Consider the following 23,914-nt stretch of genomic DNA (forward strand, 5'->3'; position numbering starts at 1 on the left):
ACGCCTCACCTTCAGGCGCCGGTGCTCGTTCTGTTTCTTCTCGCGCGTCTTTCCTCGCGCGTCGCTTCTCTCGCATCGCTTCACTTGCGCCGCTTCTCTCGCGCATCGCAGCTGGTACGGCCGTCGCCCGTCCTCTCCGACCGGCGATCCAGCCCCGGCTCGGCGCTGCCCAGTCCGTGAAAGGACCTCCCGCATGGCCACCACTCTCGAACACCCTCCTGCCCAGCAGCAGGCCCCCGCCCCGGCCGCCGGCGTCCTCGACATCGGACACCAGGGCAACGGCTCCCTGCGCACCGCCGCCTTCCTGCCGACCGCACAGGACGTCCAGGTCCCCTCGGCTCTGATCCGCCAACACGGCCTGCGCAAGGGCGACATCGTCGAAGGCTTCCGCGGCAAGCCGCGCACGCTCGCCCGGGTCGAGCGCGTCAACGGACGCCCGCCCGAGGCCCTGCGCGGCAGGCCGCACTTCCGTGACCTCACCCCGCTGCACCCGCGCGAGTGGCTCCGCCTGGAGAGCGCGGCGGGCGGTCTCGCGCCGCGGCTCGTCGACCTGTTCGCGCCGGTCGGCAAGGGGCAGCGCGGGCTGATCGTCGCGCCGCCCAAGACCGGCAAGACCGTACTGCTCCAACAGTTGGCCGCGGCCGTCGCCGAGAACCACCCCGAGTGCCATCTGATGGTGGTGCTGCTCGACGAACGGCCCGAGGAAGTCACCGACATGCGCCGTTCGGTACGGGGCGAGGTGCTCGCCTCGACCTTCGACCGGCCCGCCAAGGAGCACATCGCCCTGGCCGAACTGGCGGTGGAGCGCGCCAAGCGGCTCGTCGAGCAGGGCCAGGACGTCGTCATCCTGCTCGACTCGCTGACGCGGCTGTGCCGCGCCCACAACAACGCGGCCGGTGCGGGCGGCCGTACCCTCAGCGGCGGTGTGGACGCCGCGGCGCTGGGTGGCCCCAAGCGGCTCTTCGGCGCGGCCCGGCTCGCCGAGGAAGGCGGGTCGTTGACCATCCTGGCGACGACACTGGTGGACACCGGCTCGCGCGCCGACGACTACTTCTTCGAAGAGCTGAAGGGCACCGGCAACATGGAGCTGCGACTGGACCGCTCGCTGGCCGACAAGCGGATCTTCCCGGCCGTCGACATCGCGCCTTCCGGCACCCGGCGCGAGGAACTGCTGCTCCCCGCCGCGGAGTTGAAGGCCACCCGGGGCCTGCGCCGGGCCCTGCACTCCCGAGACGGGCAGTCGGCCCTGGAGGCCCTGCTCGACCGACTGCGGCATACCGCGGACAACGCGGCCTTCCTCCGCCAGGTCCAGCACACCGTCCCGGGCGCCTGAGCCCCTTCCCGGCAGCGGCCCCCTGCGGTGCCCTCAGGGCAGCAGAACCCAGTCAGCGGCCAGCGCGGCCGCAAGTCCGGCCCCGAGCACCCACGTACCGAGCCTGGTCCTTCCTCTGCGGCTGAGCTCGATGACCAGGCCGCAGAGGATCAGCAGCAGCCCGTACACCCCCACCACCAGCACCGACGACCGGCTCGCCAGACGCACCACGAGCACCACGGCCGCCGCCGCCATCAGCACCGAGGCCGCGGTGATCCGTATCAGCCGGGCCTGGCGCGGCGTGGGCCCCCGTCGTACGGGACCGGTCTCCGGCGCGGCCTCGGCCTGTTCTTGATCTGTGCTCATGGCCATGGATCGTAATGGCTGCGATACGACCGCTCGAACTCAGAGCCTGTCTTTGAGCCCCGCCTGCGCCCCGATGCCCGGCCGGTACTAGGGGACGTCTCCCTTAGGACCCGGCGCCACGCAGCTCCTTCGCGAGGGAGACGACAGCCGCGGGATTGCGCGGGCTCTCGACCAGGTCCACGTAGTCCAGGACGACGATCCGGTCGTTCTTGACGGCCGAGACCTCCGCGAGCGGCGGGTAGGACTTCAGGAACCTGCGCTTCTGCTCGGCGGTGGTGTCACCGTAGTTGTTGATCACGATGACCTCCGGGTCGCGTTCGACGACGGTCTCCCAACCGACCGTGGTCCAGCTGTCCTTGAGGTCCTTCATCACGTGGTCGCCGCCCGCCTTGGTGATGATGTCGTGCGGCCCGGCGTACGCGCCCGAGGTCAGCGGCTTGTCCTGGCCGGCGTCGTAGAGGAAGACGCGGGGCCGGTCCTTGCCCTTGGGCGCCTTGGCCTCGGCGTCGGCCACCTGCTTGCGGAACGTGGCGACCAGGCGCTCGGCGCGGTCCTCCACGTCGAAGAGCTTCCCGAGGTTGCGCAGGTCGGTGTAGAGGGCGTCGAGCGGTGACATCACCCCGCGCGCCTTGCCGCGCCCGTTGCGGCACGACTCGGTCAGCAGATACGTGTCGATGCCCAGCCGGTTCAGCTCGGCGGGCGTGAAGCCGTTGTCCTCGCCGAAGCCGTAGTTCCAGCCCGCGAAGACGAGGTCGGCCTTGGCGTCCAGTACCAGTTCCTTGTTGATCGTCTTCTTGGAAAGCCACTTGGTCTTCTGGTAGGCGTCCTTCCAGGGGACGGAGTCGAGGTCGCCCTTGTCGTCGGGCATCACATAGCCCGCCATACGGTCCTCGAGTCCGAGCGCGAACATGATCTCGGTGATGCCGACGTCGTTGGTGACCACCCGCCGCGGGGCCTTGTCGAACGTCGCCTTCTCGCCGCAGTTCTCGATGGTCACCGGGTAGCGGCTGTCGGCCTTGGTATCGGTCTCGCCGTCGGACGCGACCTGGGCGCCGCAGCCGCTGAGCACGAGTGCGGCGGTGAGTGCCAGAGCTGCGGTGCGTACGGGGAGGGGCACGGGGAGGGACAGGGACATGGGACTCCTTACGAGGCGGGTGGTGAGCGGGCCCATCAGGACAGGCGGTCGAACAGCAGCTGGATCGCCCCGGATTCGGGGTGCGGCACGCGATGCGCCCGTACGCCGAAGACGTCGGCGAGCAGCGCGGACGTGAGGACGTCGTGCGGGGCGCCGGAAGCGACGATCCGCCCGTCCTTGATGACATGGAGCAGATCGCAGTGGACGGCCGCGAGGTTGAGGTCGTGCAGCGAGGTGAGCGCGGTCAGTCCGCTGCCCCGTACCAGGGACAGCACTTCCAACTGCTGGGCGATGTCCAGGTGGTTGGTGGGCTCGTCCAGGACGAGGACCTGTGGCTCCTGGGCGAGGGCGCGGGCGATCAGGACGCGCTGCTTCTCGCCACCGGACAGGGTGAGGATGCCGCGGTCCGCGAGGTGACTGGCGCCGACCCTGGCCAGGGCGTCCGCGCACACCCGCCGGTCCTCGTCGGTGGTCCTGGCCGCGGACCGCTGGTGCGGCAGCCGCCCCATGGCGACCACCTCGGCGACGGTGAAGTCGAACTCGGTGGCGGCCTCCTGCGGCAGTGCGGCCAGTCGCCGGGCGCCTTCGCGGGCGCTCAGGGCGCCCAGGTCGTCACCGCCGATCCGGACGGCGCCCGCGGTGGGCTTGAGCGCACGGTAGACGCAGCGCAACAGGGTCGACTTGCCACTGCCGTTGGGCCCGACGAGCCCGACGAGCTGTCCGCTGCCGACGCCCAGCGTCACCTCCTCCACCAGCCGCGCGCCTGCGATCTCGACGGTAAGGTCGTCGATGTCGACACGCATCACGCACCCCCTCCGAAGCTGTAGCCGCGGCGCCGCATCAGCACCAGGAAGCACGGGACGCCGATCACCGCGGTCAGCACACCGACCGGCAGTTCGGTCGGCGCCAGTACGGTGCGGGAGAGGATGTCCACCCAGATCAGCAGGACGGCTCCGGCCAGCGGCGCGACGGCCAGGACCCGGCGGTGGTCGGCGCCGACCAGCATCCGCGCGGCGTGCGGCACCATCAGCCCGACGAAGCCGATCGCCCCGCTGACCGCGACGACCGCCCCGGTGACGGCCGCGGCGAGCAGGAACAGCTCCTTGCGCAGCCGCCCGGCGTCCACGCCGAGCGCGGCCGCCGTCTCGTCGCCCATGGCCAGGGCGTTCAGCCGCCGCGCGGACACCGCGAGATGGGCGAGCCCGGCGAGTACGGCCGCCGCGGCGATGGGTACGGAGGTCCAGGTGGCCCCGGCGAGGCTGCCGAGCAGCCACATCATCGCGGAGCGGGCCGCCTCGCCCCGTTCGGCCATGAACACCATCAGGGTGCTGATGGCGGAGAAGCCGTAGTACATGGCGGTGCCGGTGAGGACGAGCCGCAGCGGTGTCAGCCCTTGGGCGGTGCGCGCGACGGCGTACACCAGGATCATGGCGCACAGCGCGGAGGCGAAGGCCGCCGCGGACAGTGCCCAGATGCCGAGCGCGCCGAGCGCCCCGAAGAGCAGCACGGCGTTGGCGCCGACGGCCGCGCCCGACGAGATGCCGAGGGTGAAGGGGTCGGCGAGCGCGTTGCGGACCATGGCCTGTACGGCGACGCCGACGGCCGAGAGCCCGGCGCCGACGACGGCGGCCAGCAAGGCCCGCGGGAAGCGCAGCTCCCAGACGATGGTGTAGGCCGCCACCTCGTCGGGGGAGATCACCCCGCCGCTCAGCCCGGCCCACAGATGGCGCAGCACCTCGCCCCAGCTGAGCCCGGACGCGCCGAGCCCGGCCCCGCAGACCAGGGAGAGCAGCAGTGCGACGCAGAGGGCGGCGACGACGCAGAGGGCGGCGAGCAGGGGTGGCAGCGGGACGCGCCGGGGTGGGGCGGGTCCGGCGCCGGTGCGTGCCGCGGACGGCACGGCGGCGGTTTGTTCGAGCGGTGGGGCCACGAGTGGGGGTGTCGCCTTCGCCTCGGGCCGTTCACCTGCGTACCAAGGACCGGCCCAGGACACACTGCGCCCCGCGCTGCACCCTCTCGCAGACCACGGCGAGTTGTCAGGAGCTACTGGTCCCACGGGTAATCGGGCTCACGGGACCGTGGGCCGCTTCAGGGCCCTTGGTTCCGCCTACCGTTGCGGGTCAGCGCCGGACTTCGACCGGACTTCCCCCGCGGGATGTCCGCAGCCTAGCGCGTGCCGCGCGAGCCCCTTCAGCCGGGCGGCGGCCGACGAGGTGGGACGACGGCTCACGGTCTTGGCGGCGGCTCATGGGCTTGGCGGCGGCTCCGCCTCGCAAGTGACCTTGTCGCGCGGGGTGTAGTGGGTCTTGAAGGTCTCCCGCCTGACCTCCTCGCCGTCGTTGCGGAAAACCCGGTCCACTGCGACGTCGAAGCCTTCGAGCGGCGGCTGGGGTACGCACTTCTCGCCGGTTCCGGTCCGTTCCTCCGGCTCGGTCACCTTGGTGCGGGGTCCGGTGAGCGACTCGACCTCGTCGTACTTGCGGGTGCCGAGGAAGGTGACGGTGATCGAGGTGTCGGTGGCGCTGGTCTGGATGTAGATGCCGTTACCGGAGTCGTTCAGGAACTTCAGGTCGAGTGAGCCCCAGGCCACCGTCGCCTCGCGGCCCTCGGGGTAGCGCTCTATGTAGAACGAGTGCGCCCCGTACTCCACGGGTTTCACTCCGGCGAAGAACACGGCGTTGAACATGGTGGTGGCGACGGCCGAGACCCCGCCGCCGAGTGCCTGGCCGTACTGGCCGTCATTGATCCAGGTGCCTTCGACGAAGCCGTTCGCCTTGGTGCGCTCCCCCACCGTCTCGTTGAAGCTCCAGGTGTCCCCCGGCCTGACCAGTGAACCGTTGATCAGTTCTGCGGCGCGGCCGATGTTGGTGGTGCGGTACGCGGCGGGTTCGAAGTTGACGGTGAAGCTGGACAGCAGTTCCTTGATGCCCAGTTGGTCAACCGTCTGCCGGGTCAGGGCCGGCGGCACCTCCTTGGTGGCCAGCTCGCCTGTGCGCGCCGCGCCGCTCTTGGTCAGCAGCGGCAGTACGGCGCTGCCGAGCGCCTTGGCGGTGACCTTGTGCCCGGGTTCGCCGTCGGAGTCCACCACCACGCGCTCGCCGTCGAGCCGCAGCTTCGCTGGGACCGGCCCCGATCCGGTCGCCTGGGCGAGCGGGCGGGCCAGCGCCGGGTCGCGCAGCAGCGCCTTGCTGTCGAGCTCGGGCCGCAGGCGGCCGGACTCCTTGTCCGCCTTCATGGTGAGGTGGGCGCCGAGGGTCGCCGGGCTGATCTCGACCGGCTTCCCGCGCACGGTGAGCGTGACCGGCGCGGACATCGCGGGGGTGGCGAACTCCCGCATCGCCCGGGTCACTTCCGCCGCCGGTACGCGGGGCGATGTCCGCCGTACGGGAAGCTCGACCGGCGCGTCCTCGGCCACGGGATAGGCGGAGCGCAGGGCCGTGAGCGCGCCGTCGGTGTCGAGGCGCTGTCCGTCGCGTGCCCGTACCGGTACCGGTTTGCCCTTCTCGAACGAGATCGCGCCGTTCCTGAGGGGCCGGTCGTACGTCTTGGCCGTCTTGGTCAGGGCCGCGTGCGCCGTGTCCTCGTCCACGCGGGTGACCGGGTCGATGTCCCGGTCGCCGCGGGTCAGCAGCCGGCCGATGACGGTCACGGGGTCGCTGCCCGCGCGGGCGGCGCGGTCGACGGTCTTCCCGGTGTCGACGGAGAATCCGGCCGCTCGTACGTCGACGGTGCCGTCCTCGTCGCCCATCCGCACCGGCACCGGTTTCGACCAGGCGCCGTCGGCCGCCTTGTCCAAGGCCGCGCGGGCCTCGGCGCGGTCCATCCCGCCGATGTCCACGCCCCGTACCCGGGTGCCGGAGGGTATGTCGTCCCCGTCGAGCAGCAGGCCGACCCCGTACAGCCCGAGGAACGCGGCACCGGCCACCCCCACCGTGAGGGCGGCCGGACGTATCCAGTGGCGCTGACCGCCCTCGCCCGGATCTGATCCGTCTCGGCGCGCTGAACGGAGCACTGAGCCTCCTCGTCGGGTGGAACACATGTGCGCTAATCAGCGTATAAGCAGCGGTTCCCGGCGTCGTCCGGAGGATCACGGTGCGCTCGGCGTGCGGGTGCCTCAGGCGCAGTACGCGACGGCCGGCCGTGACGACTTCTGGTGGAGGGGGATGGGGCGGGCCTACTGCGGGAGCAGTACACGGGAACGGTCACTGCGGGCGAGGCCGGGCCCGCTGGCCACGGAGACGATGGAAAAGGACGCAGCGGCACTCACCGGGTGCCCCGTCCGCCCTGCTCAGCACCCTTCCCGTGCCTGCCCACTTCTTCCTACGGAGCTTGATTCCACGTGGCTACGTTCCTGTACGCGCTGGGCCGCCGCGCCTTTAGGCGACGCGGCCTGGTCGCCCTGATCTGGGTGGCGGTCCTGGTGGGTGTCGGCGTCGCGTCCGCCGCCGCGCCCGCGCCGCCCGCCGACTCCTTCTCGATGCCGGGAACGGAGTCGCAGAGGGCCTTCGACCTCCTCGACGAGCGCTTCCCCGCGGCCGGTGCGGAGGGCGCGCAGGCCCGTGTCGTGATCCGCGCCCCCGAAGGGCAGAAGATCGACGGTGCGGCGGGCAAGTCCGAGGTCGCCCAGCTGGTCAAGGACCTCGGGGCAGGCCCCCAGGTCGTCTCGGTCGCCGACCCCTTCGAGGCCGACGCGGTGAGCCAGGACGGCACGACGGCGTACGCATCGGTGACGTACGAGGTCCCCGCGATGGAGCTGACGGACGACGCGCGTGACGCGCTGACCGAGGCCGCCGACACCGCCCGGAACGGCGGCTACACGGTGGAGACGGGCGGCGACGCGGTGGCGGCCGAGGAGGAGCTCGGCGGCACCGCGGAGCTGATCGGCATCGGGGTCGCGGCCGTGGTGCTGCTGCTCACCTTCGGTTCGCTGGTGGCGGCCGGGATGCCGCTGCTCTCCGCGATCGTGGGTGTCGGCATCGGGATCTCCGGCATCGCGGCGCTCGGCAGTGCGCTTGACCTCTCAGCCACGACCTCGACGCTGGCGATGATGATCGGCCTCGCGGTCGCCATCGACTACGCCCTGTTCATCGTCTCCCGCTACCGTGCGGAGATCTCCGAGGGGCGCACCCCGGAGGAGGCCGCGGGGCGGGCCGTGGGCACCGCGGGTTCGGCCGTGGTGTTCGCCGGTCTGACCGTGATCGTCGCCCTGTCCGGGCTCGCCGTGGTGAACATCCCGATCCTCACCAAGATGGGCCTGGCCGCGGCGGCCACCGTCGCCATCGCCGTACTGATCGCGCTGACCATGACCCCGGCCCTGCTGGGCTTCGCCGGACGCCGGGCGCTCAGCCGCAAGCAGCGCAAGGGCCAAGAGCCGGCGCCCGCCGAGGCCAGGCCGAAGCTCGCCACCCGCTGGGCGCGGTTCGTCATCCGCCGCCCGCTCATGGTGCTCGTCACGGCCGTCCTGGGCCTCGGCGTGATCGCCGTGCCCGCGGCGAGCCTGGAGCTCGGGCTGCCCGACGAGGGCACGGCGGCGCCCGACTCCACCCAGCGCAAGGCGTACGACATGCTGTCGGAGTCCTTCGGGGCCGGCTTCAACGGCCCGCTGACGCTGACCCTCGACCCGCAGGGCGGCGGGGACATCAAGGCGGCGGCCGCAGCGGTGGACAAGGCCGTCACCGAGCAGGGCGACGCCGCCGCCGTGACGCCCGCGCAGTTCAACGAGGCGGGCGACACCGCGATCATGACGGTGGTGCCCAAGACCGGACCCAGCGACCACGCCACCGAGGACCTGGTGAAGTCCATCCGGGGCCTGTCCGACGGCATCCAGGCCGACACCGGCACCGAGCTCCTGGTCACCGGTATGACCGCGATGACCATCGACTTCTCGCAGACCCTGGACGACGCCCTGCTGCCCTACCTGGCGCTGGTCGTGGGCCTGGCCTTCCTCCTCCTGATGGTGGTCTTCCGCTCCGTCCTGGTCCCGCTGAAGGCCGCGCTCGGGTTCCTGCTCTCGGTGGCCGCCGCGCTCGGCGCCGTCGTCGCGGTCTTCCAGTGGGGTTGGCTGGCCGACCTGGTGGGCGTGGAGCAGCCCGGCCCGATCATGAGCATGATGCCGATCTTCATGATCGGTGTGGTGTTCGGTCTGGCGATGGACTACGAGGTCTTCCTGGTGACCCGGATGCGCGAGGCCCATGTCCACGGGGCCACCCCGGACGAGGCGATCACCACCGGCTTCACGCACGGCGGGCGGGTGGTCTCGGCCGCCGCGATCATCATGATCAGCGTCTTCTCCGGCTTCATCCTGGAGAGCGACGACATGATCAAGATGATGGGCTTCGGCCTGGCCGTCGCCGTCCTCTTCGACGCCTTCGTGGTCCGGATGGCCATCGTCCCGGCCGTACTGGCCCTGCTCGGCCACCGCGCCTGGTGGCTGCCGAAGTGGCTCGACCGGGCCCTGCCCAACGTGGACGTGGAGGGCGAGCGGCTGCAGCAGGCGACGGGGCCCGCCGCGCCCGCCGTGGAGCTCGAGAAGGAGTCCGTGACGGTCGGCTGACCTCAGAGCCTCAGCCTGACGCACGTGAGGGGCCATCCGAAGATGGCCCCTCACGTGTGCGCGTACTAGCCGAGGCACGTGTGCGCGTACTAGCCGAGATCAGGCAGTCGGCACCGGGTAGGTCGGGTACTCAACGCCGGACACGTGCTGCACGACCCGGATGACCTGGCACGAGTAGCCGAACTCGTTGTCGTACCAGAGGTAGAGGATCGCGTTGTCCCCGTCGACCTTGGTGGCGCCCGCGTCGACGATCGAGGCGTGCCGCGAGCCGATGAAGTCGTTCGACACCGCGTCGGGGGCGGTGGTGAAGTCGATCTGGCGCTTGAGCGGCGAGGTCAGCGACACGTTGCGCAGGTAGTCGAGTACCTCGTCGCGGTTGGTCTCGCGGCCGAGCCGCAGGCTGAGGATCGCGATCGAGACGTCCGGCACCGGGACCCGGATCGAGCTGCCGGTGATCGGCGCCTTGAGGTCGGGCAGCGCCTTGGCGACGGCGGACGCGGCACCGGTCTCGGTGATGACCATGTTGAGCGGCGCGGAGCGGCCGCGGCGGTCGGCCTTGTGGTAGTTGTCCAGCAGGTTCTGGTCGTTGGTGAACGAGTGGACGGTCTCCACGTGACCGCGCAGCACGCCGTACTCGTCCGCCATCGCCTTCAGCGGCGGAACGATCGCGTTGGTCGTGCAGGACGCGCAGGACAGGATCTGCTCGTCCGGCTTGATCATGTCGTGGTTGACGCCGTGCACGATGTTCGGGACGTCGCCCTTGCCCGGCGCGGTCAGGACGACCTTGTCGATACCGGGGCGCAGGTGCTTCGAGAGGCCCTCGCGGTCACGCCACTTGCCGGTGTTGTCGATCAGGATGGCGTCCTTGATGCCGTACGCCGTGTAGTCGACCTCCGACGGGTCGTTCGCGTAGATCACCTTGATCTCGTTGCCGTTGGCGATGATCGTGCTGTTCGCCTCGTCAACGGTGATGGTGCCCTGGAACTGGCCGTGGATGGAGTCGCGGCGCAGCAGCGACGCGCGCTTGACGATGTCCTGCTCGCCGCCCTGGCGGACGACGATGGCACGCAGCCGCAGGCCGTTGCCGGAACCGGCCTTCTCGATGAGCAGGCGGGCGACGAGGCGGCCGATGCGGCCGAACCCGTAGAGAACGACATCGCGTCCTTCGCTGCGCTCGATCTTGTTGGCACCCGTGGCGCCGACGACGGCCTCGGCGGTGAACTCCGCCACCGACAGACCGCGGTCGTCGGCCTTGTACGTCGCGGCGAGCATCCCGAGGTCGATCTGGGACGGGCCGAGGTCGAGCGTGGTGAGGGCCTGCAGGAACGGCAGCGTCTCGGTGACCGAGAGCTCCTCACCCGCGATCTGCCGGGCGAACCGGTGGGTCTTGAGAATGCTGACCACCGACTTGTTCACCAAGGAGCGGCTGTGAAGCAGGACGGTGACGTCCCGCTCACGATGCAGCTTCCCGATGATCGGGATCATTGACTCCGCGATCTCCTCGCGGTTCTTCCAGTTGGTGAACGAGTCGTCGTTGACAGTCACAGGGTTATCTTTCGAGCTAGGCGGTGCTCATATGGTAACCCCACTCCACTTTGATCATTCAAGCGGTGCCCCTGGGTCTCGCACCGCGCAGCGGCCCGTCCCCTACCAGGGCCCGGCGCCGTATCCTCGACACCTCGACCAGTCCGTCAACTGGTGGGAACGGAGCCGCACATGGCCATCAGCCTCCAGAAGGTGGAGGAGACCGCCCCCGCTCTCGTCAGCCTCTACAAGCAGGCCGGCCTGTCCCTGCGCAAGCACGGCCTGCACGGACAGCGCGCCGCGGTGTATCTGGTCGTCGACCACTCGGGCTCGATGCGCCCGTACTACAAGAACGGCAGCGTGCAGGCCCTGGCCGACCGAGTGCTTGGTCTGTCGGCGCAGCTCGACGACGACGGGTGTGTCCCGGTCGTCTTCTTCTCGACCGACGTCGATACCGAGACGGAGATCGAGCTCGCCGACCACGAGGGCCGGATCGACCGGATCGTCGCGGAACTCGGACATATGGGCAGGACCAACTACCACTTGGCCATGGACGCGGTGATCGACCACTACCTCGGGAGCGGCGCCACCGATCCGGCCCTCGTCGTGTTCCAGACGGACGGCGGGCCGACCAGCAAGTTCGCCGCCGAGCGGTACCTGTGCAAGGCGGCCGAACTGCCGATGTTCTGGCAGTTCGTCGGCTTCGGCGACCCTGACAGCCGCCAGTTCGACTTTCTGCGCAAGCTCGACGAACTGGCGGTCCCGGCCAAGCGCCCCGTCGACAACGCGGGCTTCTTCCACGCGGGCCAGGACCCGCCTCGCATCCGCGACGAGGAGCTGTACGACCGGCTCATCGGCGAGTTCCCGTCCTGGCTGGCAGCCGCTCGCGCGCACGGCATCGTGCGGGACTGACGGACGACGACCACCGGGCGCCCCGCCCGCCGGGCACCCCTCATCCGACCCCGGAAACGATCAAGGGGCCGTTTCAGATTCCTCTGAAACGGCCCCTTGATCTGCGACTCTTTCGAGTCGGGACGACAGGATTTGAACCTGCGACCCCTTGACCCCCAGTCAAGTGCGCGACCCCTTGACCCCCAGTCAAGTGCGCTACCAAGCTGCGCCACGTCCCGATGTGCTGATCCGCGGGGCTTCCCGCGCTCGCACAGTCAGAACCTTACCTCACCCAGAACCCCGCCATTCCCCCCAACCCACCCCCGGACCTGGCTCAATGCCGGATTCGGTGGCGAGAGGCGACAATCGGAGGGTGAGTACCGGACCCCGCCCCGCAGACCGTGACCGCGACACCGAGGGCCGGGCGCGCAACGCCCGGCCGCGGGACGGCCTCGGCCGCCCGCTGCCGTACGGAGCCGACGGCGTCGAGCGCCAGCCGGAGGGGGTGGTGCGTACGCCGGACGAGACGGTCGCCGAGGCGCAGGCGCTGCTGGACGCGGGGCGGCCGTTCCATGCGCATGAGGTGTTCGAGGACGCCTGGAAGTCGGGGCCCGAGGAGGAGCGGGCACTGTGGCGCGGGCTGGCCCAGCTGGCCGTCGGCCTCACGCACGCGGCGCGGGGGAACACCACGGGAGGTGCGCGGCTGCTGCGCAGGGGTGCGGGCGCCGTCGGCGGAGAGTACGCGGGCGGTTCGGGCAGCGACCAGGGGCCGTACGGGATCGACATCCGCGGACTCGTCGACTGGGCCAGGGCGTTGGCGGACCGCCTGGAGCGGGATGCCGAGCCGGTCGACGCGGCGGCCTGCGCGCCCCGGCTTCGTGCGGAGCGGTGACCGCGCCCCGGCCATTCCCTTTCGGTTGTGACAATCGTTTCCATTAAGCTAGCGTGCTTCCTCTGTCGTGCCACCCCACCGAGCGAGGAATCACCTGTGTCCACCCTCCCCCTGGACAGCCCGCCGCTGCCCGTGACCGTCCTCTCCGGCTTCCTCGGCGCGGGCAAGACCACGCTGCTCAACCACGTCCTGGGCAACCGGCAGGGGCTGCGGGTCGCGGTCGTCGTCAACGACATGAGCGAGATCAACATCGACGCCTCGCTGGTCCGCGACGGGGGCTCGCTCTCCCGGACCGAGGAGCGGCTGGTCGAGATGACCAACGGGTGCATCTGCTGCACCCTGCGCGACGACCTGCTCGACGAGGTGGCACGGCTCGCCCGCGAGGGGCGCTTCGACTATCTGCTCATCGAGAGCAGCGGCATCTCGGAGCCGATGCCGGTCGCCGCGACCTTCGCCTTCGCCCGTGACGACGGCGCCTCGCTCACCGGTCTGGCCCGGCTGGACACCATGGTCACCGTCGTGGACGCGGTGAACTTCCTGCCCGAGCTGGACCGCGGCGACGAGCTCACCGAGCGCGGGCTCGCCCCGGTCGAGGACGACGAGCGTACGGTGACCGATCTGCTCATCGACCAGGTCGAGTTCGCCGATGTGATCCTGCTCAACAAGACCGACCTGGTGAGCGAGGAGGACGCGGGCAGGCTGGAGGCCACGCTCCTGCGGCTCAACCCCTCGGCCCGCGTTCGGCGTATCGCGCACGGCGTGATCGACCCGGCCGAGCTCCTGGGCACCGGCCTGTTCGACCTGTCCAAGGCCGAGCAGGCGCCCGGCTGGGTCGCCGAGTTGAACGGCGACCACGTACCCGAGACGGAGGAGTACGGGATCTCCTCGCTCGTGCTGCGCGATCCGCGGCCCTTCCACCCCGAGCGACTGTGGCAGCTGGTCACCGGGCCGCTGGACGAGGGGACGTACGGCCAAGTGCTGCGCTCCAAGGGCTTCTTCACGCTGGCCACCCGGCCGGGCGTCACCGGCCTGTGGTCGCACGCCGGGTCCGTCGCCCGCTTTGAGCCGACCGCGGCGCACGACGGCGGAGAGACGCCCCAGGGCCAGGCAGGCGAGGACCTGCCGCAGGGGCAGGAGCTCGTCTTCATCGGTACCGACCTGCGGCACGACGCGCTGCGCGAGGCGCTGGTCCGGTGCCTGCTGACCGACGCCGAGCTGACCGCGGGCCCGGCCCACTGGAACCGGCTGCCCGACCCCTTCCCCGCCTGGGACGTCCACCCGGTCGACGCCTGCGAGCGGGAGCGCTGAGAGCGCAGGTTCTTCCGTACGGCACACTGGCCCGGTGCGAACGATTCATGTGATCGGTATCGGGGCGGGCGACCCGGACCAGCTGACCCTGCAGGCCGTCAAGGCGCTCCAGGCGACCGACGTGTTCTTCATCCTCGACAAGGGAGAGGAGAAGTCCGACCTGGTGCAGTTGCGCCGGGACATTCTCGACGCGCATCTGCCCGAGGGGTCCTACCGGCTGGTCGAGGCGCGCGACCCGGACCGGGACCGCAAGGCCCAGGGCGCCGCGTACTCCCCCGCCGTCGGTGACTGGCGTACCCGGCGCGCCGACATCTACGAGCGGCTGATCCTCGACGAGCTCGACGAAGACGGCAGCGGCGCGTTCCTGGTGTGGGGCGATCCGGCGCTGTACGACAGCACGCTCGGGATCCTCCAGGAGATCCTGGAGCGCGGGCGGGTGGACTTCGCGTACGACGTCGTCCCGGGCATCAGCAGCGTCTCCGCCCTGGTGGCCCGGCACCGTACGGGACTCAACCGGGTGGCGCGCCCGGTGCAGATCACCACCGGGCGGCGGCTCGCCGAGGGCTTTCCGGACGGGGTGGACGACGTGGTGGTGATGCTCGACGCGCATCAGGCCTTCACGCGCTACGCCGACCAGGACATGGACATCCACTGGGGCGCGTACATCGGCACGCCGGACGAGATCCTGGTCTCCGGGCCGATCGCCGAGGCGGCGCCGCGGATTGAGCGGCTGCGGGCCGAGGCGCGGGAGCGCAAGGGGTGGATCATGGATACCTATCTGCTGCGGCGCAACCCAGAGGAGTAGCCCCAAAGCGGCAGGTTGTCAGCATGTCCGGAACGGCAGGTTGTCAGCACGCCCGGTCGAGCCAGGGCAGCACGTCCCCGACGTCCGTGGCCACCGGCACCCCCGGCGGCGGCGCCGGACGGCCGACGACCACCACCGGCACGCCGAGCTCCCGCGCCGCGACCAGCTTGGCGACCGTGGCCGCGCCTCCGCTGTCCTTGGTGACCAGTACGTCGATGCGGCGCTCGCGCAGCAGGTCCCGCTCGCCGTCGACGGTGAAGGGACCACGGTCGAGGATGATCTCCGCGTGGCGCGGCAGCGGCGGCTCGGGCTCCTCCACCGACCGTACGACGAAGTGGAGTCCGTCGAGTGCGGCGAAGGCCGGGAGGCCGAGCCGACCCGTGGTGAGGAAGATCCGCTTCCCTCCCAGCTCCGGCAGCAACGCGGCCGCTTCGTCCAGTGAGCCCACCGGGTGCCAGCGGTCGCCCGGTCCCGGCTGCCAGCCGGGGCGGCGCAGGGCGAGCAGCGGTACCCCGGTCGTCGCGGCAGCCTGGGCGGCGTGCGCGCTGATGGCCTCGGCGAACGGGTGCGTCGCGTCGACCAGCGCGTCCACCTGGTGGGTACGCAGCCAGTCGGCCAGCCCGTCGGCGCCGCCGAACCCTCCGATACGGACCTCGCCGGGGAGCTCGCCAGGGCGGGCGACCCGACCGGCGAGGGAGCTGGTCACCCGCAGTTCCGGGCGCCCGGCCACGGCGGAGGCGAGTCGTCGCGCCTCGGTGGTGCCGCCCAGGATCAGCAGGTGTGCCGCACTCATCTCACTCTCCGCGCCAGAGGAACCGGCAGATCCTATCCGGTTCGCGCGGCCGTCACCCGGACCGCTCCAGTTCGCGCGGCCGTCACCAAGCCCGCTGCGCTTCGCGCTGTGTCTCAGCCGGACCGCTTGTCCCGGAGGATGACCAGCGCGTCCGCGACCGCCCGGAAGTACGCCGAGCAGGCGGCCGGACTGCACGGAAGCTCGGGGTTCCAGGGCTCCACCAGGGCTTCGGTGGTGAGCGTGCGCCAGGCGGCGACGGCGTCCAGGCCGGGTGGCTGTACGGCGTTGCCCCGGCAGTCGGCCAGGACGAGGTCGGCGCCGAGGCCGCCCACCTGCTCCCAGGTCGTGGTGTGCCAGTTGACGCCGCCCGCCGGGTCCGGATGCACGAACCGGACGCCGAGGCCCGCCAGGTGTCGCAGTTCGGGCCAGGCGTCCGGGCGGGCGAGGTGTACGTCGCCTGAAGCCGCCGCCGACAGGGCGAGTACCCGGAGTGGCGGGCCGCTCGCGGCGGCCGCGCGGACCGTCTGCTCGGCGCCCGAGAGCTGTGCGTCCGGGTCGACGGGGACTTCCGACACACGCCCTAGCGCGGCGGCGAGTTCGGTGAAGCGCCGCAGGATGGCGGGGAGTGGTTCCGTACCAGCCACGGACAGGGCGAGTACGGGGATGTCCGCCGCGCGGGCGGCCGCCTCGTCCACGGCGTACGGCCGGGTGCCGTCGTAGGTGACGTCGAGCACCAGGTCCGGGCGTACGTCCCGGAGCGCGGCGGCGTCCAGGGCCGCGCCGGGGCCGAGGTAGGTGATGTCCGTGCGGCGCAGGGCGCCCGCCTTGGCTTGGTCCAGTGCCGGGCCGTCGTGGGCCGAGCCGTACACCGCCACCGGTGCCACGCCCAGATCGCTCAGCGCGGCTCCGGCCCGCACATAGGCCAGCACCCGTTCGGGCCTGCGCCCCGCGCGCACCGTCACACCCCGGTCGTCGGTGAACTCCCAGCCGTCGTCGTGCACCACGCCGCCCCACCTGCCTCCGTGATCCGTACCGCACTCCGGTTGGGAGACACCCTGAACCGGCCAACGGCCGCGCACAAGACCGCATTCAACAAAGGGAGTTGGGGCCGCCTGTGGAATCAGTCGCGGAAGTAGAGCCGTACCTGTGATCCCGAGGGTCGGATGTGTTCGGTGACCAGGTCACTCAGCTGCCGTACGACCCACATGCCGTGCCCCGTCGCGGCCCGCGGCTGGGGCGGTACGTGCCCGGGGAAAGCCACCGGTGGTGTGGGGGTGCGGGGTCCGTCGTCGGCCACTTCGCAGACCACCCAGCCGGGTTCGGTCCACAGGCGCAGCCGCCGCTGGCCACCACCACCGCTTTCCGTACGGAGTGCGACAGGCACCTGCGCATCCAGCTGCCCGCCGCGGACTACGAGGTGGCGTACGCGGCGGCGGGCCGTGACGCGGCCATGGCCGAGACGGTGACGCTGGCGCTGACCCACAACCACGGCGCGCCGCACTGAGCTTGGGGCCGGGCCCCGCCTCAGGCGCCAGCGCGGCCGAGTGGAGTGAGGTGCGGGCGCTTGGCCGTGCGGGTGTCGCCCGAAGACTGGCCGCGTAGCCGGCGGGCGACCCACGGACCGAGGAAGTCCGCCGCCCAGCGCGCCTCGCCGGCGATCGTCGAGCGCGGGCGCGGCGTCGGCAGGGGGCGGACCCAGGAGGCGTCGCTGCCGGGGAGGCCCAGCGTGTCGGCGACCGCGGCGGCGATCCGGGCGTGTCCGAGAGGGCTGGCGTGCAGCCGGTCCGCGGACCACAGGCGCGGGTCGGTGGTGACCGGGGGCTCGGCCGTGTCGGCGACGAGCACGCCGTGCCGGGCGGCGGCCGCCCGTACGCGGGTGTTGAAGTCCGCCACGCGGGGCCGCAGTCCGCGCGCGAGGGGGACGAGCGCGCCGATGTCGGGGAAGGTGAGGGTGACCACCGTGGCGCCCGCACCGGTGAGCGCGGCGAACATCGCATCCAGTTCGCCGACCACCGCCGCGGCGTCGTACCCGGGCCGGATCAGGTCGTTGACCCCCGCGAAGACGGTGGCGAGGTCGGGTTCCAGGGCGAGCGCGGGGGCGAGCTGCTCGGCGCGTACCTGCGCGGCGCGTCTGCCCCGTACGGCCAGATTGGCGTAGCCGACCGCGGGATCGAGATCGGTGAGCCGCTCGGCCAGCCGGTCGGCCCAGCCGCGGTGCCCGACCGTGTCGTCGCCGTCGCCGATGCCTTCGGTCTGGCTGTCGCCGAGGGCGACATAGCGCAGGTACTCAGGCATGGGCCCGCTCCCTGGCCCGCAGCACAGCCGCGGTCCGCAGGCACCAGTCCCGCTGCTCGCGCTCGAAGCTCAGGCCCCGCAGACAGGTCAGATACGGCCCGACGCGGGCCCCGGCGCGCAGGAACTCCGCTTCGTCCAGGTCACCGCGGAGTTTCTCGAGGAGCGCGGTGAGGACCGCGGTCTTCGCCTCCGCGACGGCGGCCCGTTCCGCCAACTGCTCGATGACCGCGGCCGCTTCGGTGCGGTCCACGGCGTGCACCTTGACCATCAGGTCGTCCCGGATGAAGGAGGGTTTCGCGGTGTCCGCCGCGAAGCGCTCAAGCTCGGCGAGCCCCTTGCCTGTGACCTTGAAGAGCCGTTTGTTGGGGCGGCCCTGCTGCACCACCTCACGGCCCGTGACCAGGCCGTCCTTCTCCAGTCTGGCCAGCTCGGCGTAGAGCTGCTGGGGAAGGGCGTGCCAGAAGTTGGCGACGCCGATGTCAAAGCCCTTGGCGATCTGGTAGCCGCTGTACTCGCCGTCCAGCAGCGCCGCCAGCACGGCGTGACGCAATGCCATCGCTGCCGCCCCCTTCATCTGGTCCTTCTCTTGACGTCGTCTCCGCATCCAGCATACTCATCAATCTGACTAGTCACATTCATGACTATGGATGGGCTGCGATCCGACCCCGGGAGGGCAAACCCGTGCCGACCACAGCAGCAAGCTTCCGCACCGCGGTGGAGAAGGGCGATCTGGCCGCGATGGAGGGCCTGTTCACCCCCGATGTGCGCTTCTACAGCCCGGTGAAGTTCACCCCGTTCGAGGGCCGCGAGATGTTTCTCGGCGTGCTGAAGGTCCTCCTGCGTACGTTCGAGGACTTCCGCTACATCGGGGCGTACGAGGGCACCGCCGAGACCAGCCGCGACGGCGCCTCCGCCGACTCCGAGATCCTGCTCTTCCGCACCAGGGTCGACGGCAAGGAGATCCACGGTCTGGACCTGCTGCACTTCGACGAGCAGGGCCTGATCAAGGAGTTCACGGTCATGGTCAGGCCGCTGTCGGCGGTGCAGACGCTGAGCGCCGCGGTGTACGCGGGGCTGGTGGAGGATGGCCTGGTGGAGGGCTGACCGGAGTCAGTCTGCGGCGGCCGCGCTTGCGGCGGCCGCCTCGACGTCCAGGGCGTGGCCCCTCATCGCCTCGCGCGCGAGCGGGTGGCGGCCCGGGGCGGGCGGACGAACTGCAGGGCGAGGGCGGGTGGCGGCTCGGCGATGCCGGGGCCGCCCGCCGTCGCCCACTCGATGATCTCGTCGGTGCAGCCGTCGTCCAGGGCGAGCCCTATCCAGGTGGCCCGGCCGCCCTTGCGCCGCCCGTCGGCCGACGGCTGGACGACCACCACGTTGGCGTAGTCGCATGGCCCGAGGCAGTCGGTGGTGCGGACCGCGATCCGCCCGCCGGAGTCCGCGGCGGCGGCCAGCAGCCGGTCCAGCTGCCACTCGTGGTCGGTGCCCGGGATCTTGCGGCGGTCGCCGCAGCAGCAGCCCCGGCACACCACGAGGGTGCAGGGGCGTTGCACCGTAGGCCGTACGAAGGCGTGTCGGGTCACAGCCGGTTCCGCTCTGCGATGGGGTGGGCCGCGATCCGGCCCGCTCGGTCGGCGGTGATCAGCAGATCGGGTCCGCCCAGGCCAACGCGGAGACCGCGGGGCCCAGTTCGATCATACGGGTTGGGCGCTGAGCGTCCTGCGGGCGGCCGGGCGTCACACTCGGCGAGGTGGCCCGCGCGGCGGGCGCCGAGCTGGGCGAGCTGCGGACAGCCGGGAACCGCGGGGCCGCCGTGACGGCCATGGTCCGCGGCGTCGCCGCGGTCGCCAGGCGGCGGCTGTACGCCGAGCACCGGCCGCACGGAGCGCTGGCCGTCGGCGGCGGGGGCACCTCGATCGCGACCTGGGCGATGCGCGTCCTGCCACTCGGGTTACCCAAGCTGATGGCGTCCTCGATGACCTCCGCCACCGACCTCCAGGCGGGGCAAGTTTTTGGTGGCCGCCAGCATGGCCGGAGTGACGGCTCCCGGCGTGGACGCGGCACGGGAGCGGCTGATCGAACTCGGCTACGAGGTCCTGGTCTTCCTCACCCAGCGGCGCCGACGGCCGGGCCCTGGAGGCGCTCACCGGTGAGGGCGTCCGACCGCGGCGCCGTACCTGCCGCCGCGCAAACTGTCCACGCTCGGCGCGCCGCACGGCCCGTACCACGCCCCGGCCTTCGGGCGGGCCGCGGCCGAGCGGCTGCACCGCATGATCAGCGGACCGTCCGGTGGGACCGCGGCCAGTGCGGATGCAGCCGGTCGATGACGTACGGGTGGCTGTGCCGGTAGCCGTGAGCCGTGGCGTGGGCCCGCGCCTCGGCGAGGTGCGGGTGGTCGGGTGGCAGGCCGCTGTGGTCGTGGTCGAGCCGCGTGAAGTCCCGGGTGGGCCACGTCAGTACGGCGGTGAGCGCGCCCGCCAGCGCGACGGCCGCCAGTACCCAGGAAGTGGCGGCCATCCCCGCGGCCGCGGCGAGCCACCCGGCCAGCGGATACGTGAGCAGCCAGCAGCTGTGCGCGAGGGAGAACTGCGCGGCGAACGCGGCCGGGAGGTCGGCCGGCGCGGCCGAGCGGCGGATCAGCCGCCCTGCCGGGGTGAGCACCGCGGAGCACGCGGCGCCGAAGGCGAACCACGCGCCGAGCAGGGCGGGCCAGGACGGGCCCGATGCGGTCAGTACGCCGTACGCGGCGAAGACGGCGGGCAGGGCCATCCCGGCGGGGAGCATCACCGCGCGGTCGCCGACCCGGTCGAGCACCCGTGGCAGCAGCAGCGCGACCAGCATCGATCCGCCCCCGTAGGCGCCGAGCGCGAGGGAGACATCCCCCGCCGTGCGGCCGAGTTGGTCGCGTACCAGCACGACGGTGTTGACGATCACCATTGCGCCCGCCGCCGCGACCGCGAGATCCAGCGCGAGCAGCGCACGCAGTCGCGGGGTCGCCCAGAAGAGCCGAACACCGAACGGGGCCTTGCCGAAGACGCCTTGCCCGAAGGCTCCTTGACCGAGGACGCGTTGACCGGAGGCCCCTCGGCCCGAGGCTCCTCGGCCCGACGCTCCTTGGCCCGACGCTCCTTGGCCCGACGCGTGCGCCGAGTGCTCCACCGGTGCGGTCCTGGGCAGCACGCACGAGACGACCAGCGCGGCCGAGGCCACGAACCCGCACGCGGTGCCGACGAACAGCCAGTTGAAGGTGACCACGTACAGCAGGGCCGCGGCCAGCGCCGGACTGAACAGGCTCTCCAGGTCGTAGGCGAGGCGGGACATCGACAGCGCCCGTGTGTAGTCGCGCTCGGCGGGCAGCACGGTGGGGATGGTGGCCTGGAAGGTCGGAGTGAAGGCCGCCGAAGCCGCCTGGAGCAGGAAGATCAGGACGTAGACCTGCCAGACCTGGGTGACGAACGGCAGGGTCACCGCGACACCGGCGCGGGTGAGGTCCAGCGCGACCATCAGCGTGCGCCTCGGCACCCGGTCCGCGACCGCGCTCACCACCGGCGCGATGGCCACATAGGCGACCATCTTGATGGCCAGGGCGGTACCGAGCACCGCGGAGGCGTCCCCGCCCGCGATGTCGTACGCCAGCAGGCTCAGCGCCACCGTCGCCAGGCCCGTACCCACCAGCGCGACGACCTGAGCGGCGAACAGGTGGCGGTAGGTGCGGCTCCGCAACACGGACAGCACGGGCACGTCCTTCGCTCGGCGGCTCGAACATCACTCACCACCATAGCCATACGTGCGCACCTGCGCACGTATGCACGTGAGGGGCCGACCGGACTACGATGGCTCCATGCCCGGACGCGAACAGACCCCAGTTGCAACGGATACGCACGTTGCAACGGATACGCATCAGCGCGCTCCGGGCGCTGAGCAGCTCCAGACCGCGTCGTCGGTCTTCGCGCTGCTCGCGGACCCGACCCGGCTGCACCTGCTGTGGCTGCTGGCCGAGGGCGAGGCGGACGTCACCGCGCTGACCGCCGCGAGCGGGGCCGCCCGCACCGCGGTCAGCCAGCATCTGGCCAAACTGCGGCTCGCCGGGCTCGTACACGCCCGTAGGGAAGGCCGCCGCGCGGTGTACGCCCTCACCGACGGGCATCTGCGCCGCCTGGTCATCGAGGCCCTGAGCCATGCCGACCACCAGGTCACCGGGGAGCCCTGGCACGCCTGACGGCCTGCCTACGAGCCCACGCGCTCGTCCGGGTACCGGGACCGCGCACGGACCCCGCCTATGCTGAGCCCGATGTTCACACCCGAGGGCCCCACCTTCCGCGAACTGGCCGTCCAGGCACTGTCGTCCGTCGAGCGCGGCTACGACCTGCTGGCCCCCAAGTTCGACCACACGCCCTTCCGGACCCCGGACGTGGTGCTCGACTCCACGACGGAGATCCTGCGCCAACTGGGGCCGTTCGGCAGCGGCCTCGATCTGTGCTGCGGTACGGGCGCCGGCCTGAACGTCCTCGGGCAGGTGTGCCGGGAGCGGGTCACCGGTGTCGACAACAGCGCGGGCATGCTCGCCGTGGCCCGCGCCGCCGCCCCGCAGGTCGATCTCGTACGGGCCGATGTGCGGGCCCTGCCATTCCGCTCGGCCTTCGACCTGGTGGTGAGCTTCGGGGCGTTCGGGCACTTCCTGCCGTACGAGCGGCCCGGCCTGTTCGCCCAGGTGCACGCGGCGCTCAAGCCCGGCGGGCGGTTCGCCTTCCCGGTGGCGGCTCCCCCGCGGCCGGGTTCACCGGCGTACTGGGTGCTGCTGGGCTTCGACACGGCGATGCGGGTACGCAACGCGCTGTGGCGGCCGCGTTTCGTCATGTACTACCGGCAGTTCGGACTCGCGGACGTACGCCAGGAGCTGGCGCGGGCCGGGTTCACGGTGGAGTTGTACGCGCTGCCCGAGCTCGGCCGACGGCCCGACGGCAGCCCGCGTTGCCGCCTGGTGGTGGCTACCCGAGGGTAGGGCCCGAGGACGGGAGCGGCCGCCAACCCCGTACGGGCACGGGCCCGTTGCTGATCCGGTTCCGTTTACCCACATCGCGATCACGGGATAGTCTCGCCGCCACGGAACGGGCGCCCGAGCCCGCCCCCGAGGGAGAGCTGGAGAACGCACTGTGGTGAGTGACAGTCAGCCAGACGCGATACCCGCGCCCTTCGACGTCCCGACGTCGGCTCGGGCCTACGGCTGGATGCTGGGCGGCAAGGACAACTACGAGGTCGACCGGAACTTCCTGCTCGCCACGCTGCCGTCGTTCCCCGAGTGCGTGGACATCGCCCGGCAGAACCGTTCCTTCCTGTACCGCGCGGTGCGCCATCTGACGCGGGACGCGGGGATTCGCCAGTTCATCGACATGGGCTGCGGGCTGCCCACCGACGACAACGTCCACCAGGTCGCCCAGCGGTTCGCGCCCGATGCCCGCGTCGTCTATGTCGACATCGACCCGATCGTGCTCGCGCACGGCAAGGCCCTGCTCGCCGACGACTCCACCACCGCCGTGATCCCCGGCGACATGCGCGACCAGCGGGAGATCCTCGACCACCCCGACGTACGGCGCCTGATCGACTTCGACGAGCCGGTCGCGGTGCTGTTCCTGTCGGTGGTGCACCACCTCACCGACGCCGACGAACCCCGGCGGGTCCTGCGCACGGTCATCGACCAGGCGGCGCCCGGCAGTTACCTGGGCCTCTCGCAGGTCGTCGCCGACGATCCGGTACGCGGTGCCGCGATGAGCGAGCACATCTCCGGTGGCGGCGTGCCCTGGCAGACCCGCACCCCCGCCGAACTCGACGTCTTCGTAGCGGACTTGGAACCGGTCGAGCCCGGTCTGGTCAACCTCGTGGACTGGCGCCCCGACCCCGACCAGCCCCCGCTCGCCCCGGTGCACGAGGACCTGGTCCCGTACCTGGGCGCCACCAAGACCAACCGGGGCATCTACGAGTACGGCGGGCTCCTCCGCAAGCCCTGAGGCAGTCCCAGCGCGCACCCCGAACCCCCCTCCCCCAC

At 71.5% G+C, this 23,914-nt stretch carries 25 protein-coding genes, 1 tRNA gene, 1 pseudogene and 1 riboswitch; of the genes and pseudogenes, 13 read left to right on the forward strand and 14 right to left on the reverse strand.

The genetic code is table 11. From position 1 onward, the window contains the following. The first annotated feature begins 193 nt into the window (after window positions 1-193). Window positions 194-1,333, forward strand: a complete 1,140-nt coding sequence (rho, locus tag U9R90_RS03900; protein ID WP_411054950.1) for a transcription termination factor Rho — start codon at window positions 194-196, stop codon at window positions 1,331-1,333. 33 nt (window positions 1,334-1,366) lie between these two features. Here the strand turns inward: rho and U9R90_RS03905 are convergent, their stop codons facing one another. From U9R90_RS03905 to U9R90_RS03925, 5 genes are all read right to left on the reverse strand, one after another. Further along, the gene (locus tag U9R90_RS03905; protein ID WP_411054951.1) at window positions 1,367-1,678 is read right to left on the reverse strand and encodes a hypothetical protein; all 312 of its coding nucleotides are present in this window, start codon (window positions 1,676-1,678) and stop codon (window positions 1,367-1,369) included. 103 nt (window positions 1,679-1,781) lie between these two features. After that, window positions 1,782-2,813, reverse strand: coding sequence for an ABC transporter substrate-binding protein (locus U9R90_RS03910; RefSeq protein ID WP_411054952.1), 1,032 nt, complete (start codon window positions 2,811-2,813; stop codon window positions 1,782-1,784). A 35-nt stretch (window positions 2,814-2,848) separates the two neighbouring features. Then, window positions 2,849-3,616: an ABC transporter ATP-binding protein gene (locus U9R90_RS03915; protein ID WP_411054953.1), complete on the reverse strand. Its 768-nt coding sequence runs from the start codon at window positions 3,614-3,616 to the stop codon at window positions 2,849-2,851. After that, on the reverse strand, window positions 3,616-4,713 hold the full coding sequence (locus U9R90_RS03920) for a FecCD family ABC transporter permease (protein WP_411054954.1): 1,098 nt from the start codon (window positions 4,711-4,713) through the stop codon (window positions 3,616-3,618). Before U9R90_RS03920 ends, U9R90_RS03915 begins: the two co-directional genes overlap by 1 nt. Before the next feature lie 156 nt (window positions 4,714-4,869). Then, a riboswitch (cobalamin riboswitch) is annotated at window positions 4,870-4,962 on the reverse strand. Between the two features lie 96 nt (window positions 4,963-5,058). Beyond that, complete coding sequence (locus U9R90_RS03925; protein WP_411057631.1) at window positions 5,059-6,765, reverse strand: VanW family protein; 1,707 nt, start codon at window positions 6,763-6,765, stop codon at window positions 5,059-5,061. A gap of 387 nt (window positions 6,766-7,152) precedes the next feature. On the opposite strand from U9R90_RS03925, the gene U9R90_RS03930 reads away from it, so the two are divergent. Next, window positions 7,153-9,366 carry an MMPL family transporter gene (locus U9R90_RS03930; protein ID WP_411054955.1) on the forward strand — a complete coding sequence of 738 codons (2,214 nt, stop codon included), beginning with the start codon at window positions 7,153-7,155 and terminating at the stop codon, window positions 9,364-9,366. 99 nt (window positions 9,367-9,465) lie between these two features. On the opposite strand, the gene U9R90_RS03935 is transcribed toward U9R90_RS03930, so the two are convergent. Further along, the gene (locus U9R90_RS03935) at window positions 9,466-10,911 is read right to left on the reverse strand and encodes a glyceraldehyde-3-phosphate dehydrogenase (RefSeq protein ID WP_411054956.1); all 1,446 of its coding nucleotides are present in this window, start codon (window positions 10,909-10,911) and stop codon (window positions 9,466-9,468) included. 171 nt (window positions 10,912-11,082) lie between these two features. On the opposite strand from U9R90_RS03935, the gene U9R90_RS03940 reads away from it, so the two are divergent. Further along, window positions 11,083-11,802: a vWA domain-containing protein gene (locus U9R90_RS03940; RefSeq protein WP_411054957.1), complete on the forward strand. Its 720-nt coding sequence runs from the start codon at window positions 11,083-11,085 to the stop codon at window positions 11,800-11,802. 117 nt (window positions 11,803-11,919) lie between these two features. Here U9R90_RS03940 and U9R90_RS03945 read toward each other — a convergent pair. Further along, window positions 11,920-12,020, reverse strand: a tRNA-OTHER gene (locus U9R90_RS03945). Window positions 12,021-12,118: 98 nt separating this feature from the next. On the opposite strand from U9R90_RS03945, the gene U9R90_RS03950 reads away from it, so the two are divergent. The 3 genes from U9R90_RS03950 (at window position 12,119) to cobF (ending at window position 14,786) form a co-directional block, all read left to right on the forward strand. After that, window positions 12,119-12,673 (forward strand): DUF309 domain-containing protein, encoded by a 555-nt coding sequence (locus U9R90_RS03950; protein WP_411054958.1) that lies wholly within the window; start codon window positions 12,119-12,121, stop codon window positions 12,671-12,673. Window positions 12,674-12,769: 96 nt separating this feature from the next. After that, window positions 12,770-13,981, forward strand: a complete 1,212-nt coding sequence (locus U9R90_RS03955) for a GTP-binding protein (RefSeq protein WP_411054959.1) — start codon at window positions 12,770-12,772, stop codon at window positions 13,979-13,981. A gap of 34 nt (window positions 13,982-14,015) precedes the next feature. Then, window positions 14,016-14,786 (forward strand): precorrin-6A synthase (deacetylating), encoded by a 771-nt coding sequence (gene cobF, locus U9R90_RS03960; protein WP_411054960.1) that lies wholly within the window; start codon window positions 14,016-14,018, stop codon window positions 14,784-14,786. Between the two features lie 43 nt (window positions 14,787-14,829). Here the strand turns inward: cobF and U9R90_RS03965 are convergent, their stop codons facing one another. The 3 genes from U9R90_RS03965 to U9R90_RS03975 all read right to left on the reverse strand — a co-directional run bounded on the left by U9R90_RS03965 (window position 14,830) and on the right by U9R90_RS03975 (window position 16,888). Further along, a complete protein-coding gene (locus tag U9R90_RS03965) occupies window positions 14,830-15,579 on the reverse strand; it encodes a cobalt-precorrin-6A reductase (RefSeq protein ID WP_411054961.1) in 750 nt (249 codons plus the stop codon). A 113-nt stretch (window positions 15,580-15,692) separates the two neighbouring features. After that, a complete protein-coding gene (locus U9R90_RS03970) occupies window positions 15,693-16,583 on the reverse strand; it encodes an ABC transporter substrate-binding protein (RefSeq protein WP_411054962.1) in 891 nt (296 codons plus the stop codon). A gap of 116 nt (window positions 16,584-16,699) precedes the next feature. Next, the gene (locus tag U9R90_RS03975; protein ID WP_411057632.1) at window positions 16,700-16,888 is read right to left on the reverse strand and encodes a hypothetical protein; all 189 of its coding nucleotides are present in this window, start codon (window positions 16,886-16,888) and stop codon (window positions 16,700-16,702) included. On the opposite strand from U9R90_RS03975, the gene U9R90_RS03980 reads away from it, so the two are divergent. Beyond that, window positions 16,823-17,083: a hypothetical protein gene (locus U9R90_RS03980; protein WP_411057789.1), complete on the forward strand. Its 261-nt coding sequence runs from the start codon at window positions 16,823-16,825 to the stop codon at window positions 17,081-17,083. The two genes, U9R90_RS03975 and U9R90_RS03980, sit on opposite strands and share 66 nt — an antisense overlap. Before the next feature lie 20 nt (window positions 17,084-17,103). On the opposite strand, the gene U9R90_RS03985 is transcribed toward U9R90_RS03980, so the two are convergent. Together U9R90_RS03985 and U9R90_RS03990 are read right to left on the reverse strand one after the other, a co-directional pair. Continuing rightward, the gene (locus tag U9R90_RS03985) at window positions 17,104-17,874 is read right to left on the reverse strand and encodes an SGNH/GDSL hydrolase family protein (protein WP_411054963.1); all 771 of its coding nucleotides are present in this window, start codon (window positions 17,872-17,874) and stop codon (window positions 17,104-17,106) included. Then, on the reverse strand, window positions 17,867-18,430 hold the full coding sequence (locus tag U9R90_RS03990; RefSeq protein WP_411054964.1) for a PadR family transcriptional regulator: 564 nt from the start codon (window positions 18,428-18,430) through the stop codon (window positions 17,867-17,869). The genes U9R90_RS03985 and U9R90_RS03990 overlap by 8 nt, the downstream gene beginning before the upstream one ends. A 125-nt stretch (window positions 18,431-18,555) precedes the next feature. Here U9R90_RS03990 and U9R90_RS03995 point away from each other — a divergent pair, with 125 nt between their 5' ends. Further along, entirely contained in the window at window positions 18,556-18,978 is a 423-nt protein-coding gene (locus tag U9R90_RS03995; RefSeq protein ID WP_411054965.1) for a nuclear transport factor 2 family protein, read from the forward strand. A gap of 62 nt (window positions 18,979-19,040) precedes the next feature. On the opposite strand, the gene U9R90_RS04000 is transcribed toward U9R90_RS03995, so the two are convergent. Further along, entirely contained in the window at window positions 19,041-19,454 is a 414-nt protein-coding gene (locus U9R90_RS04000; protein WP_411054966.1) for a (2Fe-2S) ferredoxin domain-containing protein, read from the reverse strand. 167 nt (window positions 19,455-19,621) lie between these two features. Between U9R90_RS04000 and U9R90_RS04005 the strand changes: the two are divergent. Continuing rightward, a pseudogene (locus U9R90_RS04005) lies at window positions 19,622-19,795 on the forward strand (UPF0261 family protein); the annotation flags it as partial. Window positions 19,796-19,898: 103 nt separating this feature from the next. Beyond that, on the forward strand, window positions 19,899-20,024 hold the full coding sequence (locus tag U9R90_RS04010; protein ID WP_411054967.1) for a hypothetical protein: 126 nt from the start codon (window positions 19,899-19,901) through the stop codon (window positions 20,022-20,024). Between the two features lie 121 nt (window positions 20,025-20,145). Here the strand turns inward: U9R90_RS04010 and U9R90_RS04015 are convergent, their stop codons facing one another. After that, window positions 20,146-21,606, reverse strand: coding sequence for an MFS transporter (locus tag U9R90_RS04015; protein ID WP_411054968.1), 1,461 nt, complete (start codon window positions 21,604-21,606; stop codon window positions 20,146-20,148). A gap of 106 nt (window positions 21,607-21,712) precedes the next feature. On the opposite strand from U9R90_RS04015, the gene U9R90_RS04020 reads away from it, so the two are divergent. From U9R90_RS04020 to U9R90_RS04030, 3 genes are all read left to right on the forward strand, one after another. Further along, a complete protein-coding gene (locus U9R90_RS04020; RefSeq protein WP_411054969.1) occupies window positions 21,713-22,090 on the forward strand; it encodes an ArsR/SmtB family transcription factor in 378 nt (125 codons plus the stop codon). Window positions 22,091-22,162: 72 nt separating this feature from the next. After that, a complete protein-coding gene (locus U9R90_RS04025) occupies window positions 22,163-22,873 on the forward strand; it encodes a class I SAM-dependent methyltransferase (RefSeq protein WP_411054970.1) in 711 nt (236 codons plus the stop codon). Window positions 22,874-23,027: 154 nt separating this feature from the next. Next, window positions 23,028-23,876, forward strand: a complete 849-nt coding sequence (locus U9R90_RS04030) for an SAM-dependent methyltransferase (RefSeq protein ID WP_411054971.1) — start codon at window positions 23,028-23,030, stop codon at window positions 23,874-23,876. Window positions 23,877-23,914: the final 38 nt, after the last annotated feature.

Origin of the sequence: Streptomyces sp. E11-3 (assembly GCF_046540415.1) — a bacterium.
Classification (GTDB): Bacteria; Actinomycetota; Actinomycetes; order Streptomycetales; family Streptomycetaceae; genus Streptomyces.